The 15164-nt window shown below is 37.4% G+C and carries 17 protein-coding genes; 4 read left to right on the forward strand and 13 right to left on the reverse strand.

The window, feature by feature from the left end; all coding sequences use genetic code 11:
* Positions 1 to 201: 201 nt before the first annotated feature.
* Positions 202 to 1200, forward strand: a complete 999-nt coding sequence (locus B1NLA3E_RS20225) for a nuclease-related domain-containing protein (protein ID WP_015595677.1) — start codon at positions 202 to 204, stop codon at positions 1198 to 1200.
* Between the two features lie 77 nt (positions 1201 to 1277).
* On the opposite strand, the gene B1NLA3E_RS20230 is transcribed toward B1NLA3E_RS20225, so the two are convergent.
* The 9 genes from B1NLA3E_RS20230 to B1NLA3E_RS20265 form a co-directional block, all read right to left on the reverse strand.
* Complete coding sequence (locus tag B1NLA3E_RS20230) at positions 1278 to 2642, reverse strand: 4Fe-4S binding protein (protein WP_015595678.1); 1365 nt, start codon at positions 2640 to 2642, stop codon at positions 1278 to 1280.
* 3 nt (positions 2643 to 2645) lie between these two features.
* Entirely contained in the window at positions 2646 to 3020 is a 375-nt protein-coding gene (locus tag B1NLA3E_RS20235) for a hypothetical protein (RefSeq protein ID WP_015595679.1), read from the reverse strand.
* A gap of 209 nt (positions 3021 to 3229) precedes the next feature.
* Entirely contained in the window at positions 3230 to 3355 is a 126-nt protein-coding gene (locus tag B1NLA3E_RS25865; RefSeq protein WP_268870644.1) for a hypothetical protein, read from the reverse strand.
* Between the two features lie 29 nt (positions 3356 to 3384).
* Positions 3385 to 5805: a heavy metal translocating P-type ATPase gene (locus tag B1NLA3E_RS20240; RefSeq protein WP_015595680.1), complete on the reverse strand. Its 2421-nt coding sequence runs from the start codon at positions 5803 to 5805 to the stop codon at positions 3385 to 3387.
* Positions 5806 to 5885: 80 nt separating this feature from the next.
* Entirely contained in the window at positions 5886 to 6092 is a 207-nt protein-coding gene (gene copZ, locus B1NLA3E_RS20245) for a copper chaperone CopZ (RefSeq protein WP_015595681.1), read from the reverse strand.
* 14 nt (positions 6093 to 6106) lie between these two features.
* Complete coding sequence (locus B1NLA3E_RS20250; protein ID WP_015595682.1) at positions 6107 to 6526, reverse strand: metal-sensitive transcriptional regulator; 420 nt, start codon at positions 6524 to 6526, stop codon at positions 6107 to 6109.
* Positions 6527 to 6643: 117 nt separating this feature from the next.
* A complete protein-coding gene (locus B1NLA3E_RS20255) occupies positions 6644 to 7195 on the reverse strand; it encodes a TVP38/TMEM64 family protein (RefSeq protein ID WP_015595683.1) in 552 nt (183 codons plus the stop codon).
* A 287-nt stretch (positions 7196 to 7482) separates the two neighbouring features.
* Positions 7483 to 7683: an SHOCT domain-containing protein gene (locus B1NLA3E_RS20260; protein WP_015595684.1), complete on the reverse strand. Its 201-nt coding sequence runs from the start codon at positions 7681 to 7683 to the stop codon at positions 7483 to 7485.
* 87 nt (positions 7684 to 7770) lie between these two features.
* Complete coding sequence (locus B1NLA3E_RS20265) at positions 7771 to 8013, reverse strand: SHOCT domain-containing protein (protein WP_015595685.1); 243 nt, start codon at positions 8011 to 8013, stop codon at positions 7771 to 7773.
* 208 nt (positions 8014 to 8221) lie between these two features.
* Between B1NLA3E_RS20265 and B1NLA3E_RS20270 the strand changes: the two genes are divergently transcribed.
* Together B1NLA3E_RS20270 and B1NLA3E_RS20275 are read left to right on the forward strand one after the other, a co-directional pair.
* A complete protein-coding gene (locus B1NLA3E_RS20270) occupies positions 8222 to 9760 on the forward strand; it encodes a multicopper oxidase family protein (RefSeq protein ID WP_015595686.1) in 1539 nt (512 codons plus the stop codon).
* 166 nt (positions 9761 to 9926) lie between these two features.
* The gene (locus B1NLA3E_RS20275; RefSeq protein WP_015595687.1) at positions 9927 to 11165 is read left to right on the forward strand and encodes a hypothetical protein; all 1239 of its coding nucleotides are present in this window, start codon (positions 9927 to 9929) and stop codon (positions 11163 to 11165) included.
* Between the two features lie 63 nt (positions 11166 to 11228).
* Here B1NLA3E_RS20275 and B1NLA3E_RS20280 read toward each other — a convergent pair whose 3' ends face one another.
* The 4 genes from B1NLA3E_RS20280 to B1NLA3E_RS20295 are packed head-to-tail and all read right to left on the reverse strand — an operon-like array spanning position 11229 to position 13820.
* Positions 11229 to 11435, reverse strand: a complete 207-nt coding sequence (locus B1NLA3E_RS20280) for a DUF2933 domain-containing protein (RefSeq protein WP_015595688.1) — start codon at positions 11433 to 11435, stop codon at positions 11229 to 11231.
* 59 nt (positions 11436 to 11494) lie between these two features.
* Positions 11495 to 11728: a hypothetical protein gene (locus B1NLA3E_RS20285; protein WP_041580735.1), complete on the reverse strand. Its 234-nt coding sequence runs from the start codon at positions 11726 to 11728 to the stop codon at positions 11495 to 11497.
* A gap of 10 nt (positions 11729 to 11738) precedes the next feature.
* Positions 11739 to 12410, reverse strand: coding sequence for a response regulator transcription factor (locus B1NLA3E_RS20290; protein WP_015595690.1), 672 nt, complete (start codon positions 12408 to 12410; stop codon positions 11739 to 11741).
* 42 nt (positions 12411 to 12452) lie between these two features.
* Complete coding sequence (locus tag B1NLA3E_RS20295; RefSeq protein ID WP_015595691.1) at positions 12453 to 13820, reverse strand: HAMP domain-containing sensor histidine kinase; 1368 nt, start codon at positions 13818 to 13820, stop codon at positions 12453 to 12455.
* Between the two features lie 608 nt (positions 13821 to 14428).
* Between B1NLA3E_RS20295 and B1NLA3E_RS20300 the strand changes: the two genes are divergently transcribed.
* A complete protein-coding gene (locus tag B1NLA3E_RS20300) occupies positions 14429 to 15160 on the forward strand; it encodes an urease accessory protein UreH domain-containing protein (protein ID WP_015595692.1) in 732 nt (243 codons plus the stop codon).
* Positions 15161 to 15164: the final 4 nt, after the last annotated feature.

Raw genomic sequence — 15164 nt, forward strand, 5'->3', positions numbered from 1 at the left:
ACTGATATAATTTGATTTTTGCCGATATAATCTAGTTTTTCCTGATATAATTTGATTTTTACCGATATAATCGAGATTTTACCGATATAATCGAGATTTTACCGATATAATATTTCTTGTCCCTTTCAACCATTCAATTTGAAGGAATATCATAGACTAATAGCGAATAAAAATCGTAAATAGCAAAAAGGAGCTGAAAATGTGATTGTAAAAGAACGTGATATACCAATAGAAATCGTAAAAGATACCGCTTTATTAAGAAGAACCCCAAAATTCATTTTGAGAAGACCGGAAATTGAAGAAAATATAGCGAAAAGGACCGCTGGATACTATGGCGAAAAGGCTGCTGATAAAGAATTAAGATTCCTCCCCACAAACGACTATCACATCTTCCACGATCTCCGCTTAAAATCTACTGGTGATTACTTCTTCCAAATTGACACTCTTATCCTTTCATCGAATTTTGGTCTAATCAATGAAATCAAAAATATCATTGGAAAACTATTCTTCGAGCCTCATTTCCACCAGCTCATTAGAACTCATAATGGTAATGAAGATAGCTTTAAAGATCCAATTATCCAAGCAAAGCGGCAAACGCAACAATTAGAGGCATTATGTAAAAAATGGAATTTTAGCGAATACCCGATAGAATATGTCGTGGCTATCAGCAAGGCCTCTACCAGAATAGATACTAGTTCCACCTCTCCCCTAGCACTTCAAAAAGTATGTTTTGCCCACCTAATTCCCGAAAAAGTTGAAAGCCTTCAAAAAATTCACCCTGAATCTATTCTCAATTCAAAAGAAATGAAAAAAATTTGTAAAACCCTCTTAAACCTACATACACCAAGGGATTATAACCCATTAGAGTTTTACGGAAAATCCCAAGCTGAGATCATTACTGGCGTCCAATGTCCAACCTGTTTTGCCATTCCAATGGTCCATCAGTTCGGGTCATGGTTTTGTCCAAAATGCCTAAATAGCTCCAAAGAAGCTCATATTCCAGCACTAATTGATTATTCCCTACTAATCGATTCAAAAATAACTAACCGAAAATGTTGCGAATTTCTACATCTCCCGTCTCCTGATAAAACAAAACACCTTCTATTAAAACTGGATCTTCCCCACTCCGGCTCAAACAAGGGTAGGGTTTATGATCTAAGTAGACTGTATCTCATGAGTAGCCCCAAAATAAGACCATAAAAAAAACTGCCCCGAGTTTCCCCAAGGCAGTCGTGATTTTTCCAATCGAACAGCTTCAATTAAACTATCATATATCATTAAACCCTGTGCATCATAGGTAGTGAGAATAAATAAATATTAATAGCAGCTAACACCAACATAAATAGATATAAAGGCCACATGGATTTAAAAGCTGCCTTGTTTCCCATTCTGTATGTTGTATAGGTAGTCCCGATTAATCCAATCCCAATAATGATATATTGGATCATTTGCACGGTTGGAGTAGAAGCAAGAGCCAAACTCTCAGGGGCTGATTCCATTCCGAATAGGCCCATTGAATTAAACCAAACTGCCTTTCCTTCGGTAAAGATATGGAACAGATTATGCGCCAAGTGACCAGCAAGGTCCAAAGGAATAATCGCATATCCAAAACGAGTAAAGTTCTTTTTCACTGTACCATCTAATCCGAACCAGGAAGCTAATTTTGATGTACCTAACAATAAAAGGATTGGTAGCGCCATCGCAATAATAAAGGCAACTGAAAAGTTGATACTATAGTTCATCGTGCCAGTAACCTTACCAATTGCATGTAAAATACTTTGCCAAATTTCAAGCATGGTAATATTTTGAACGAAAACAATTCCCATAATAACAGCTGCTAATGAAGCATTTTCAAGTTTTGGATTCTTTAGTCCCCATAACTCACTTGTCGGAATTCTTGTTGTAATTTTAATAGAATCATTTGGACAGTTTTTGACGCAATTTCCACAAATATTACATTCGGCAGCAGATTCCATTGTCCTTGGAAACTGAAACATTGGACATCCTTCACATTCAGCAGTTCCTTTGAAGCAAGCTTGTACTTTACACGTTTTACAAATATCTGGTGTCGTTTGAACTTTAACAGCCCCAGACCGTGAATAGTTACCCGCAAGGCCACCAAGAAAACAAAGATACTTACAGAACGCTCTTCTTTCATAAAAAACGGATGTTCCTACAACCATTGTGACTAATAAAAGTAATAAGTACCCCGAACCGCGCGGCGACTCAACAATTCCCCACATATGGTCACTATAGGTAATCGAAATAAAGAAAAGGTCAATGAGCCAAATTCCATATTTTTTTAAAAATTTAGGGATTGGTCGCTTGCTACCGACAAGCTTCCGTATGATGTCGCTTAACTTCCCGAAAGGACAAATCGCACACCAAAAGCGTCCGGCTACTAAGAAAAGAATAGGGATAATCGGCCACCATAGCACCCATGTCATCGTAGTACCAAAGTTTTTACTTGGATCTACTGTCCCCATTACCAGTTCAAACACAATCAGGGAAAACACGGAAATGACAATCCATTGAAAGATTCCCGGATACCATTTGCTTTTAACAAACTTTTTTACTACCGGTATGGATAGGAGGTCAAATGGTTCCTTTTTTGGTTTTAAGTTTTTCTCTGGAGTCGCCATACCTTACACAACCTTCCTTCTGATCCATTTATTCCAAATCCCAATTAAAATGAATGATAAATTCACTGCACCATATGTTCCTAGCACTTTGTAGTTTGGTGGGGCATCAACTTTTGGGCCACTCTCTTCATGACCACTCCCAGTATCACTGGATTTATTAGAACCGCCCATTTCCATTTCCATCTCATCTGATTCTCCCTTTGAAGAATCCATTTGTTTTTTGCTTTCACTATGGCCACTGTTTGACTCTTTTTGAGTAGAGTTCTTTACTTCGCTGACATTCTTCTTACCATTTTCCATTCCCCCGTCAGCAAATGCTAAATGACTATTTGATAAAATAATTCCTATTGCAAATAAAAAAACGATGATTCGAGCCAACCAAGCCACCTCCTTTTTGATTTAAAAGTACTTCTTAAATTTAAAAGATGAATATGCAGAAACCATGTGCTTTTTTTGGATAAAATGTGACAAGCACCCATTAATAGCGTTTTATTAGTGAAAAAGCAACAAAAGCGCAAGGATATATCAAAGGTGCCAAAAAAAAAGCATGACAGGAAATTTTCCCATCATGCTTCATTCAAATCTATTTATTTCATGTTTTCCTGTTGATGTTGATTCATTGGTTTTGGATCCACCGTTGAATTATAGATTCCAAAACCAATCATCACAACAATTAAATAAGCAATAGCCCCAAACACCCATTTCTTAATCATATATAGTCACCCCGATTTTATCTTTTAATCTATAATTTCACTTTCTGCAATCGCAGTGCGTTAAGCACAACCGACACAGAGCTGAAAGCCATCGCTGCACCGGCAAGCCAAGGTGCCAAAAACCCTAGAGCTGCGACTGGAATTCCAAGCGTATTATATCCAAAAGCCCAAAATAAGTTTTGCTTAATGTTGCGCATTGTCTTTTTGCTCATGAAAATGGCGTCAGCAATGCTGTTCAAGTCTCCTCGGATTAACGTGATATCAGCTGCTTCCATTGCAACATCCGTTCCGGTTCCTATGGCCATCCCTATATCAGCAACGGCAAGCGCCGGAGCATCATTTATTCCATCGCCAACCATAGCCACTTTCTTGCCCATTGCTTGCAATTTTTTCACTTCATCTGCTTTACCCTCTGGCAATACCTCAGCAATGACGTGATCAATTCCCACTTGCATGGCAATCGATTTCGCGGTTTGCTGGTTATCACCGGTAATCATTATGACTTCAAGCCCCATCTCTTTCAGTCTTTTAATAGCAGCTTGTGAGGTTTCTTTTATGGTGTCGGCGACCGCAACAATCCCTGCAAATTGACCGTCCACAGCTGCTAACATTGCTGTCTTTCCTTCTTTTTCAAAGGCTACCATCTGATTTTCTGCATCGTTTATTTCAACAGTTTCCATGGCCATTAGCTTCCGAGTTCCGACCAGCAATAATTTCCCTTCCACCATTGCTTTAATCCCAAATCCCGGTAACGCTTCAAAGCCCGAGACTTCTTTCAAAGTAATTCCTTTTTCTTTTATCCCTTGAACAATTGCTTGTGCTAAAGGGTGTTCAGATTGTTTTTCGGCAGAACCTACCATTGATAGAAATTCCACTTCAGTTTGATTTTTACCAAGAATAACATCTGTAAATACAGGGGTCCCGTTCGTAACAGTACCCGTTTTGTCTAAAATAATGGCAGAAATTCGATGCGTCATTTCTAAATGCTCGCCACCTTTAAACAAAACTCCAAATTCCGCTGCACGGCCAGAACCGGCCATTATCGACGTTGGCGTCGCTAGACCTAGTGCACATGGACAAGCAATCACAAGAACAGCAATTAATTTTTCTAACGCTTCCGCGAAATTTCCAGGTTCAACCCAGAAAAACCAAATAAGGAAAGTCAGCACCGCTAATCCCACAACAACTGGAACAAACACGCCAGAAATTTGATCTGCTAAGCGCTGAATAGGAGCCTTCGAGCCTTGAGCTTCTTCAACCACTTTAATGATTTGCGCTAATGCAGTGTCTCTTCCAACTTTGACCGCTTCCACCTTTAGAAATCCGTTCTTATTAATCGTCGCTCCGATGACTTCATCACCGACCTTTTTATCAACCGGCACACTTTCTCCAGTTAGCATCGATTCATCAATGGCGGACTGACCTTGAACTATTTTTCCATCAACAGGAATTTTTTCACCTGGCTTAACATGGAGAATATCGCCTACTATAACATCTTCGAGAGGAATTTCCTTTTCAACTCCGTCCCGCTCCACAATGGCATTTTTCGCTTGCAGTCCCATTAACTTCTTAATCGCCTCGGACGAGCGGCCCTTAGCTCTGGCTTCAAATAGCTTTCCTAAGATAATTAAAGTGATCAAAATAGCACTTGTTTCGTAATATAACTCAACAGTATGCGCTGTATCTGTAAGCGAAATAATTGAGAGATAAAGACTGTAGAAATACGCCGCAGATGTTCCAAGTGCAACTAGCACATCCATATTGGCACTGCCATTCTTCAATGCCTTAAAGGCTCCAACGTAAAATTGTTTGCCTATGATAAACTGTACAGGTGTTGCCAAAGCAAGTTGAACCCAAGGATTCATAAACATATCTGGAACATATATAAACGAAGTAAATTCGAAATGTCCAACCATTGCCCATAAAAGTGGAATGGCAAGAATGGCCGAGAATAAAAATTTACCTGTTTGGTTTTCAATTTCTCGCTGGCGATGGTCAACTGTAGCCTGTTGGTTAGCTTCCTCTTTAACGGTTGCCCCATATCCCAGCGCTTTCACTTTTTTAATGATATCTGATTTTGCCAAATTGCTAGGATTGTATTCCACACTCGCTTTTTCTAAGGCGAGGTTAACATTCGCCTTGACGACACCATCTAGCTTATTTAATCCCTTTTCTATTCTAGTTGCGCATGCAGCACAGGTCATTCCTGTTAGATCGAACTCTGCTTTTTCAGTCACAACGGTATAGCCTAAATCACGGACTTTATTTTGGATTGTTTCTATATTGGTAATCGTTGGATCGAACTTGACTGCTGATTTTTCTAATGCAAGGTTTACGGTTGCTTCGGTAACACCTTCGAGCTTGTTTAAGCCCTTTTCAATTCGAACAGCACAAGCGGCGCAAGTCATACCTGAGATTTGCAAGCTAGTTTCTTTAAGATTTTGACTCATAAAACTAACTCCTTTCATACCCTATTGGGGTATATTTAAGTGGTAAAAGAACGTGCTATCTCTAGCACGTACTTATTCATCTATTCAATATCGTAGCCTTGGTCGTCAATTGTTTCTTTAATTTGGTCAAGCGTAACAACTTCAGGGTTGAATTTTACACTTACGGATTCAGCTTTTAAGTCCACTTTTACGCTTTCGACCCCATTAAGTTCACCAACACTGCCCTCAATTGCTTTCACACAGTGATTACATGACATTCCTTTTACTGTTAAAGTAGTATTTTCCATTGTTGTTCCCCTCTCTATTTTTTCATTAACCTTTGGATGGTAGTAAGCAGTTCGTCAACAACCTCATGATCACCCTCTTGAATTCGTTCCACCACACAGCTTCTCATATGAACCTCCAAAAGGAGTTTCGCGACACTATTTAAGGCTGCCTGTGTTGCCGAAATCTGGGTAATAACGTCGTCACAATAAGTATCTTTTTCAATCAATCCTTTGATTCCACGGATTTGTCCCTCAACGCGATTAAGCCTTGTAATCAAGTTTTTCTTTGCGTTATCGGAATGATGGCTTTTTCGCTCAGAGACAATATGACACGATGTGTTCTCATCGGTTTCTGAATTCAATAGGATTTCTGCGTCCTCAGCATTAACTTCAGTTTCAGGGTCGCAATGATCATGACAATGAGGTTTCATTTCTTTCGGATTTGAAAAATCCACAACTCACCACCTCCTTTATACGAATAGTACCATACCCCCCTGTAGTATGTGAAGTAAATTAACCTGAAGTTTTTACATTTCATATTTTGGACAAAAAATTAGTTTTCATCATGCATTTTATTTTTTCGCAGACGTCCTCTTCAAGACAGCTATTAACAGTAGACCCGCCAAAACAGTGATAATTGTTTTCCCTTGCCAAGTCCATTGAACTACGTGATTAACTGAGTAAGCTTCTAAAAAAAGGGCTGGCAATTTCCCAAGTGTACTCGATACTACAAAAATCCCAAGGGACATTCGTCCGATTGCTGCTAAAAATGTGATGACACCTGACGGAACAAACGGAAGAATCCGCAATGAAATAACGAGAGCAAATGCTTGTTTCCCTTCCACCTCAAGCAGTCGCTTAACATTCGGACGCTGAAACGCCTTAGTTTCCACCATTTTACGTAAGCCTTTTCGGTAAAGGACAAACGAAACAACAGCTCCGACCCCTTCACCAACGAATGACACAAGCGTCCCTTTCCAAAAACCAAACACGACCAAGTTTGCCCCAGTTAAAAATACACTGGGAACAAATCCGATGATATTAATCATGACATTTAAAAAAATACTGATAAATAAAGCAAACGACTTATAAGATTGTAACAGCTCCACAGCATGGTCAATCATTTCCTTTACACTCCCATGATAACTGAACGTTTCATAAGTCTAATTTTATTAAAAAATATACTATTTAGGAACATCCACAATTTCCATCACAATTCCCACTACATTCGCTTTCAGATGAACACGAAGGACACTTCCCTTGCGCGGACCCCTTTATTTGCTTAACCAGGAAATATCCTGCTAACGAAAAAATAACGACACCGATAACTATATTGATCATGAATTACACTCCTTTTAAGATGGTCAGTTGATTGTTATTTGTTTACAAACTGCACTGTTCCCTTGGTAGTTTAATCCGTTAACAGGTGTTTCTTAATTTCCTCGAATTCTTCCAAGGTAATGTCTCCACGTGCTAGTCTGGATTTTGTAATTTCAAGTGGTTCTGAATTTTGTGCTGGCTGAGAAATAGTATGGTTTCCACTTACGGTGGTTTGTTTGTTTATCGCAAAATAAATAAGGAATCCAATCACTACAATCACTACAATCATCATGAATGTTCCTCCTCCTATTCCTAATTCACCATGTTAGCCATATCCTGTTTCCCATCATACTTAGAAGGGATATGGATTAAAGGCGTTTTATTTCATTATCGTTTCCTTTACCTTTTGATATTCATCTGGAGTGATTTCACCCTTTGCCAATCTTACCTTTAGCAATTCTAGTGGCTGTGGGTTGATAACAAAATTTTCTGGGTGTTTATTTTTCCTTTGATTCTTTGAAATAAAAAAGAAAAATAAAACAATCAACAGAATACCAATAACAATGGCAATTGATCCGCAGTTCATAAATCCATATCTATATCCAAATCCAGGACCCATCATTTGTCATTCTCCTTTCATTTAGTTCATTGTTTGTTCTATTAACTAATTATAAAGGTCGACTATGAAGAAAATATGTAGGGATAAAATTTATTTTTTAAAAGCTGTGATATTTACCGTTGATTTTTTTGTTTTACACAAAATAAATCCATACTTTCTGCAAACTTATCTTCTATTATCAATCTAGAAAATAAATTCAGGAGGTATTTTAATGAAGCTAAAATTAGCCGTATTTTTGGCCGCTTTTATTCTCATACTGTCTGCTTGCTCTTCCAATCAAAGCGAACAGAATAAAAAGGATAACAATGGAGAAGGTTTAGAAACAACAAGTTTTAAAACATTGACAGGGAAAGAGTTTAACCTTGTAGCTAAAGCAGCCACTCATCAGTTAAACAGCAATGTAACTGTCGATGCATGGACATTCAATGGTTCAGTCCCAGGTCCGCAAATCCGTGTTAAAGAAGGGGAAAGGGTTAAAATTAATTTTAAAAATAAGTTATCTGAACCTGTTTCCATTCACTGGCATGGAGTTAATGTACCAAATGACATGGACGGGATACCAGGAGTAACGCAAAATGCGGTCAAGCCTGGAGAAACCTTTACGTATGAATTTACAGCTTCAGTCCCAGGCACTTACATGTATCATTCCCATCAAAACTCAGTAAACCAGGTTGATATGGGACTTTATGGTTCTTTTATTGTCGAGCCTAGGGAGAAAACCTACGATCGAGATTACACACTTATGTTAGATGAATGGATCAGTAATCCTAAAAACTCAACTATGTCCACAAACGAATCCGGTAGCATGGACCATGGTAACATGAGCGGCATGAGTCATAGCTCTAGCACAAAGGATCAAAAAAATAAAAACGGTATGGGTCACGACATGTCTATTTACGACATTTTTACTATAAACGGTAAGAGCGGGGATACTATCAAACCCTTAAAAGTAAAAGAAGGAGAAACAGTTAGGTTACGCCTAGCTAATATAGGGTATTTATCCCATAACCTTCACCTTCATGGTCATCAATTTAAAGTTGTTGCAATCGACGGACATGAGTTGAATGAACCAAAGAAATTAAAAGACCAGTTAATTGCGATTGCTCCTGGAGAGCGTTACGATATCGAGTTTATAGCAAATAATCCTGGAAAATGGTTCCTTGAGGAGCACGGAAAAACGAAGGGTAAAGACGGAATGAAAACAATGATCCAATATGAAGGTACTAGTAAATCAAATGATCACTCTAACCAAAATGAAAACCTACCTATATTTAATTACACTAATTACGGAGGGGCAAAAAACGGAGAATTCACTCTAGATCAGAAGTATGAGGTTGAGTACAAGATGGAACTCAATGGGAATAATATGGATAACAATTGGACAATCAACGGTAAATCTTTCCCGAACATCGAGAGTCTTAATGTGAAAAAGGGTGACTTGGTAAAGGTTAAATTAGTGAATAACTCACCTAAGGGGGTTGATCACCCCATGCATCTACACGGACACTCTTTCCAAGTATTAAGTAAAAATGGAAACCCATTAACAGGCTCACCAATTATTAAGGATACGATTAATTTAAAACCTGGAGACACATACATTGTTGCCTTTAAAGCAGATAACCCCGGCAACTGGATGTTCCACTGCCATGATCTCCATCATGCAACAGGAGGAATGGTTGATGTCGTTAACTATGAAGGTTACAAGTCAAACTACACACCAGATCCGAATACAGGCAATAAGCCCGAGTAATCAGTTTCAGCTTATCCTAAAAAATGTGGTCGTATAAAAACGACCACATTTTTTGTTTAAAAGGTCTATAGCAAATAAATTCTTACTATTTTTTGAAATTCATTGAATCTGCATAATTCTCCATTATAATAGGAATATTTGATATTAACTTTGTGGAGGGAACAAGATGGAGCAACAATTAGAAAAGTTGATACAAGAATATCGATCTGACCAAGAATCCGTTTACCATACCTGGTTCATTAACAATAACGATAGACTAAAAGCGTTTCGTACAATCCGCAGCGGCATTAAAGTTGTGATTGATGATATTGAAAATGAGGGATTCGGTAGTGATTTCAAAGGATCATCATTAGAAACAGTTGTAACAGTAATTTCAGAGCAAAAACAGATATTTGAAGGGGCCGCCCATGCTTTTTTCTGGAAACCAAAGTTAAGAATACCAGATATATATGAAAATGAAAAAAACAAAAAAACATTTGGGCGATTTTTAAAAGGATGTCTACAAAGTTCCACGGAAAAACAACTTTCAGAAGAAATAATTAAATTAAAAAATCAACAAATCAAAGGCCTCGGGCCAGCGGTTGCTAACATTCTATATTTTCTTCATCCCACTTTATTTCCACCCTTCAATACAGCTATAGTGAAGGGATTTAATGTCTTATTCCAGCAGAAAATTAAACTCGGTTCATGGGATGAATATCTTAAAATGCGAGAAATGATCATAGATTGGAATCAAAAATTTAGCAATGTTCTTTCTAAAGACTTAGGAGCAATAGCTGGTCTATTTTTCGAAATAGGAATCGGTAGGTTAGTTACGGGTGAAAATTATCAAATCACACTAGAAAATCTTGAGAAAAGCAAACTAAAACGGCATAAAGAAGTTACGAATGATATTTTAGAAGAAAATGAGCATACAGAAATGCAATATCACCTTGCCCGCCTTGGAAAATCTTTAGGGTATGATGTTTGGGTGGCACAAAACGACCACCGAAGAGAGTGGAATAACCTGAAGCTTGGAGAGCTGTCACTAGCCAAGCTGCACCTTCCTGATATTCCAAAAGCGGTTAAAGATACGATTGCACTTATTGATCTTCTTTGGCTTGATAAAAATGGTGAAATCATTTCTGCATTTGAAGTAGAGAAATCCACTTCAATCTATTCCGGAATATTGAGATTAAATGACCTATCCATTTCACTAGATCATAATCGTTGCATGTTTTACCTTATAGCTCCAAACAAAAGAGAAAAGGAGATTAAAGCACAACTGCATCGGCCTTCCTTTTCAAACGAACATGTATGCAATATCTCTTATATTCTTTTTTCAGACCTGCGCTGTGACTGTGATGCCATGTGCAAATTTGGAACTAGTGTAGAAGTCTTAGAGAAAATAGCAAGGGGCATTTAATTCAAATGTCCTTTTTAGCAAAACAAAAGAGCCGTACCCTTTTTTAAGGACGGCTCTTTCAATTTATGATTCTTTTTTCACCAGTATTGAGAGGTCAGCAACTTCTTTCCGAAGTTTGGCATTCTCATCTAGGAGGTTGCCTACTTTTTTATCCAGGTCATTCAAATTATGTAGATCATGATTTTGTTTATGACCACCCATATGGCCTTTCATGCAAAAAATCATCATGAGCGGACATAGCAAAACCAATAAAAATTGTAACCATTCCATTAAAATCACTCCTTACTTTTCTTTATTTTATAAAAGAAAAGTGGATTTAATATGGAGTTTTATTTTCCTTTATTATTAACAATCCAAACTATGATGAAAATCCCGATAAAGCAAAAAGAAAACAGCAATAATTGGCTGAACATAAAGGCTACATGATGCATCATTAAATTCTTGCCCATCATCATCCCCATAGAACTTGGTGGGAACCAGACCATTCTCAGAACAACCAGCAGTAATCCGATGCCCATAAGAATGAAAAATATTGAAAAGATTTTTGACCAAGTTTGTTTCATATTCTTCACCTTATTCCACTTTATATCCGACGCCCCAAACGGTTTTAATAAATGATTTATCAACTCCAGATGCTTTTAACTTTTCCCGGAGGTTTTTAATATGCGAATCTACAGTTCGATCTTCTCCCATAAATTCTATTCCCCAAACGCTCTCAACTAGTTGTTCACGTGTTAACACTTTTCCTTTGTGATTTATAAACGATTCAAGGATATCGAATTCTGTCTGGGTTAGATTAATAATTTGACCATCATATTTTACAACACGAGCACCAATATCGATGGATATCCCTTTATATTTGAGGAGTTTCTCCTCTTCAACATGACTATTTGCTCTTCGTAATAAAGCCTGGACTCTCACGATTAGTTCCGCTCCATCAAACGGTTTTACTAGATAATCATCAGCGCCAGTAGACAATCCAGTCACTTTATCCTGAACCGTTCCTTTTGCTGTTAACATGATAATAGGAACATTCGATATTCCTCTTATTTTCTTTAGAGTATCCCATCCATCCATTTTAGGCATCATAACATCAAGAATGACTAAACCGTATTGGTCTTTCAGAACATTTTGATATGCCTCTTCACCATTCTCCGCTTCCTCAATTAAATAATGATCCTGTAAGTATATTTCAATCAATTTTCGCATTTGAATTTCATCGTCTACAATTAAAACTTTCTCCATTTAATACATACATCTCCAATCTTGTAAAACTTCCATCATTTTTTACGTATGAAAATAAATCCTAAATGTAGAACCCATACCCACAATACTGTTAACTTCTATTTTCCCTCCATGAGCCTCAACAATCTGCTTTACTACAAACAGTCCCAAACCGCTTCCACCAGTATTCCGAGTTCTCGATTTATCAACCCGATAAAACCGTTCCCAAATATATGGAATATCCAGTTTAGGAATACCTATTCCTGTATCGCTAATCTCTATGATCTTTGTTTCCTTTTCCTGATAAGCCTTAACGGTTATTTCTCCTTTATCGGTATATTTCAATGCATTTTCGATCAAATTATAAAGCACCTGCTCCATTCTTTGGATATCAATATTAAGTTCGGGAATGTCATTTGCAAGATTTCTTTTCAAGACAATTCCTTTCTCCACTGCTGCAGGTGTTAGATTCATAATTACTTTTTCTATAATTGTATTTATATTTGCCATTTCCATAGACAGCTCAAATTTCCCAACCTGGAGTTTACTCATTTCAAATAAATCATTCAACAGAAACGATAACCTGTTTGCTTCCTTATTTATAATTGCCGTGTACTCAGCTTGTTCTATGCTATTCTTATACATTCCTTTGCTAAGAATATCGCTGTAACCTTTAATATACGTTAATGGCGTTCGTAGTTCATGTGACACATCAGCTAAAAAATCGTTTCTCGAGTCCTCAAAAGCTTGAAGCTTTTCTCCTAACCCCTGAATAGATTGACCAAGTTGGGCAACCTCATCATTTCCTTTAGTTGTGATTTTTTGCTTATACTCCCCTTTTGCCATTTTCTGCGTTGCATCTTTCATGATTAACAGTGGTCTTGTGATCTTTTGAGAAAGGATTCCAATCAAACCAAATGACAATAGGATCATTCCGATAAAGGTAAGTAAAATCAAGATTTTTAATACGAGAACAATTTCCCTTACAATATTTGTTGGGTAATACATATACAAATGTCCTTTATTATGACCGATTGTAGTTACGCTGATAAGGTAGTCATGATGCTTCCAGTCTTTCTCTAATAATTTATTGACTTTCATATTTCCTTGCTTAAGGAGATGACTTTTCATATCTTTATCGGGATGTACTGACGAGGCAATAATTTGATTGTTTGAATCTGTTATTAAAACGGATGTTCTTCCTCCTTTTTCCATTGTAATAACATGGTCGATGGTATTCTGATTGTAATTTTCACTCAATATTTTTGCGTGGTTGCTGCCTCTTTCTAGCAAATCCTGTGTTACATAATCTACAAATATGTGCATAAACACACCATACAAAACCAATTCTAAAATAAAAATTAATGTCAGAAAAACCGAACTGAATAATAGACCGAGTTTCAAAGATATGCCACTTACTCTTAAATTCATGCGTTTTACTCCTGTTTTCTATATAGATAAACTTCCTCTTAAATTCTTGATTCTTTTAGCAGTGTTTTCTTACTTTTAGGCTGTATTAAAGCTCAATGTTGATTTTTTGCACAATGCTGATTGAAGTGGAAGGCACGAAGACTCCTGCGGGAGCAGCGGGACAGGTGAGACCCCACAGGCGCTTTAGCGCCGAGGAGGCTCACCGCCCGCCCCGCGGAAAGCGAGTGCCTGGAACGGAAATCAACATTCTAGTTTAACAGAGCCTACTTTTATTAAGTATAAACTTAATTTTTAAAGAAACTATGAAGAAATCTACTCATTTGGCAACTAACTAAATTGTTTAGGATAAAATTAAATTCATTACATTTATATAAAAAATCCATAGAATCTACAAAATTTTGCGGTATGCTTTATTGCTAGGAAACTGCAAAATATCTAACAGATTTGACAAAGCTATGCCAATCTATTCTTTGTCATTAATCCGTACCAAATACACCGTTTCTAATGTCCCTATATTGTTATGATAAAAAAAACGCTATCAATACATTCTTCTACTTGTTTCTTTATAATAAATCTTATTTACTCAACAAATTAAGCGAGGGAACTTTATGTATCAAATTCTTTCCGATATAAGCCGTGTCTTGAGCAGTCCTTTTTTTAACATTATCGAAGATACAAAACAAATCCCGATATTAGCTAGTCTCATTTTGGGTCTTATCGGGGCTTTAGCGCCATGCCAACTTACTGGAAATATCGGAGCCATCACCTTTTATGGAAACCGTAGCCTTCAAACCAAAAACCAATGGGCCGAAATTGGATTTTTTGTATTGGGGAAGATTGTTGTCTTCTCGGTATTGGGTATGGCTGTCTGGATTCTAGGACGCGGTTTTCAGGATGTGCTGCCGGATTATTTTTCGTTCTTCCGAAAACTAATGGGTCCACTGTTTATCATCATCGGCCTTGTTCTTGCAGGTGTATTTAAGTTAAGGTGGTTGGGTTCCTTGACAAAATGGATCCCTAACCGGAGTAGAGAAGGAAAACTCGGATCATTTTTAATGGGGGTAAGCTTTTCAATCGCATTTTGCCCCACCATGTTTGCTTTGTTTTTCTTTACATTAATGCCGATTGTATTAACCTCATCTTATGGAGCATTCTTGCCATCTGTATTCGCAATCGGGACATCGGTACCTGTCCTCGTTTTTGCTGGGATCGTAACATTTATCGGCTTGGATGGAGCTTTATTGAAAAAGAGTAAGAAAATCGGTAATATGATTCAGAAAACAGCAGCATTCTTATTTATTATCCTTGGGATACTTGATACGGTTACTTATTGGTTCTAGGGTA

The sequence above is a fragment of the Bacillus sp. 1NLA3E genome (genome assembly GCF_000242895.2).
GTDB lineage: Bacteria > Bacillota > Bacilli > Bacillales > Cytobacillaceae > Bacillus_BU.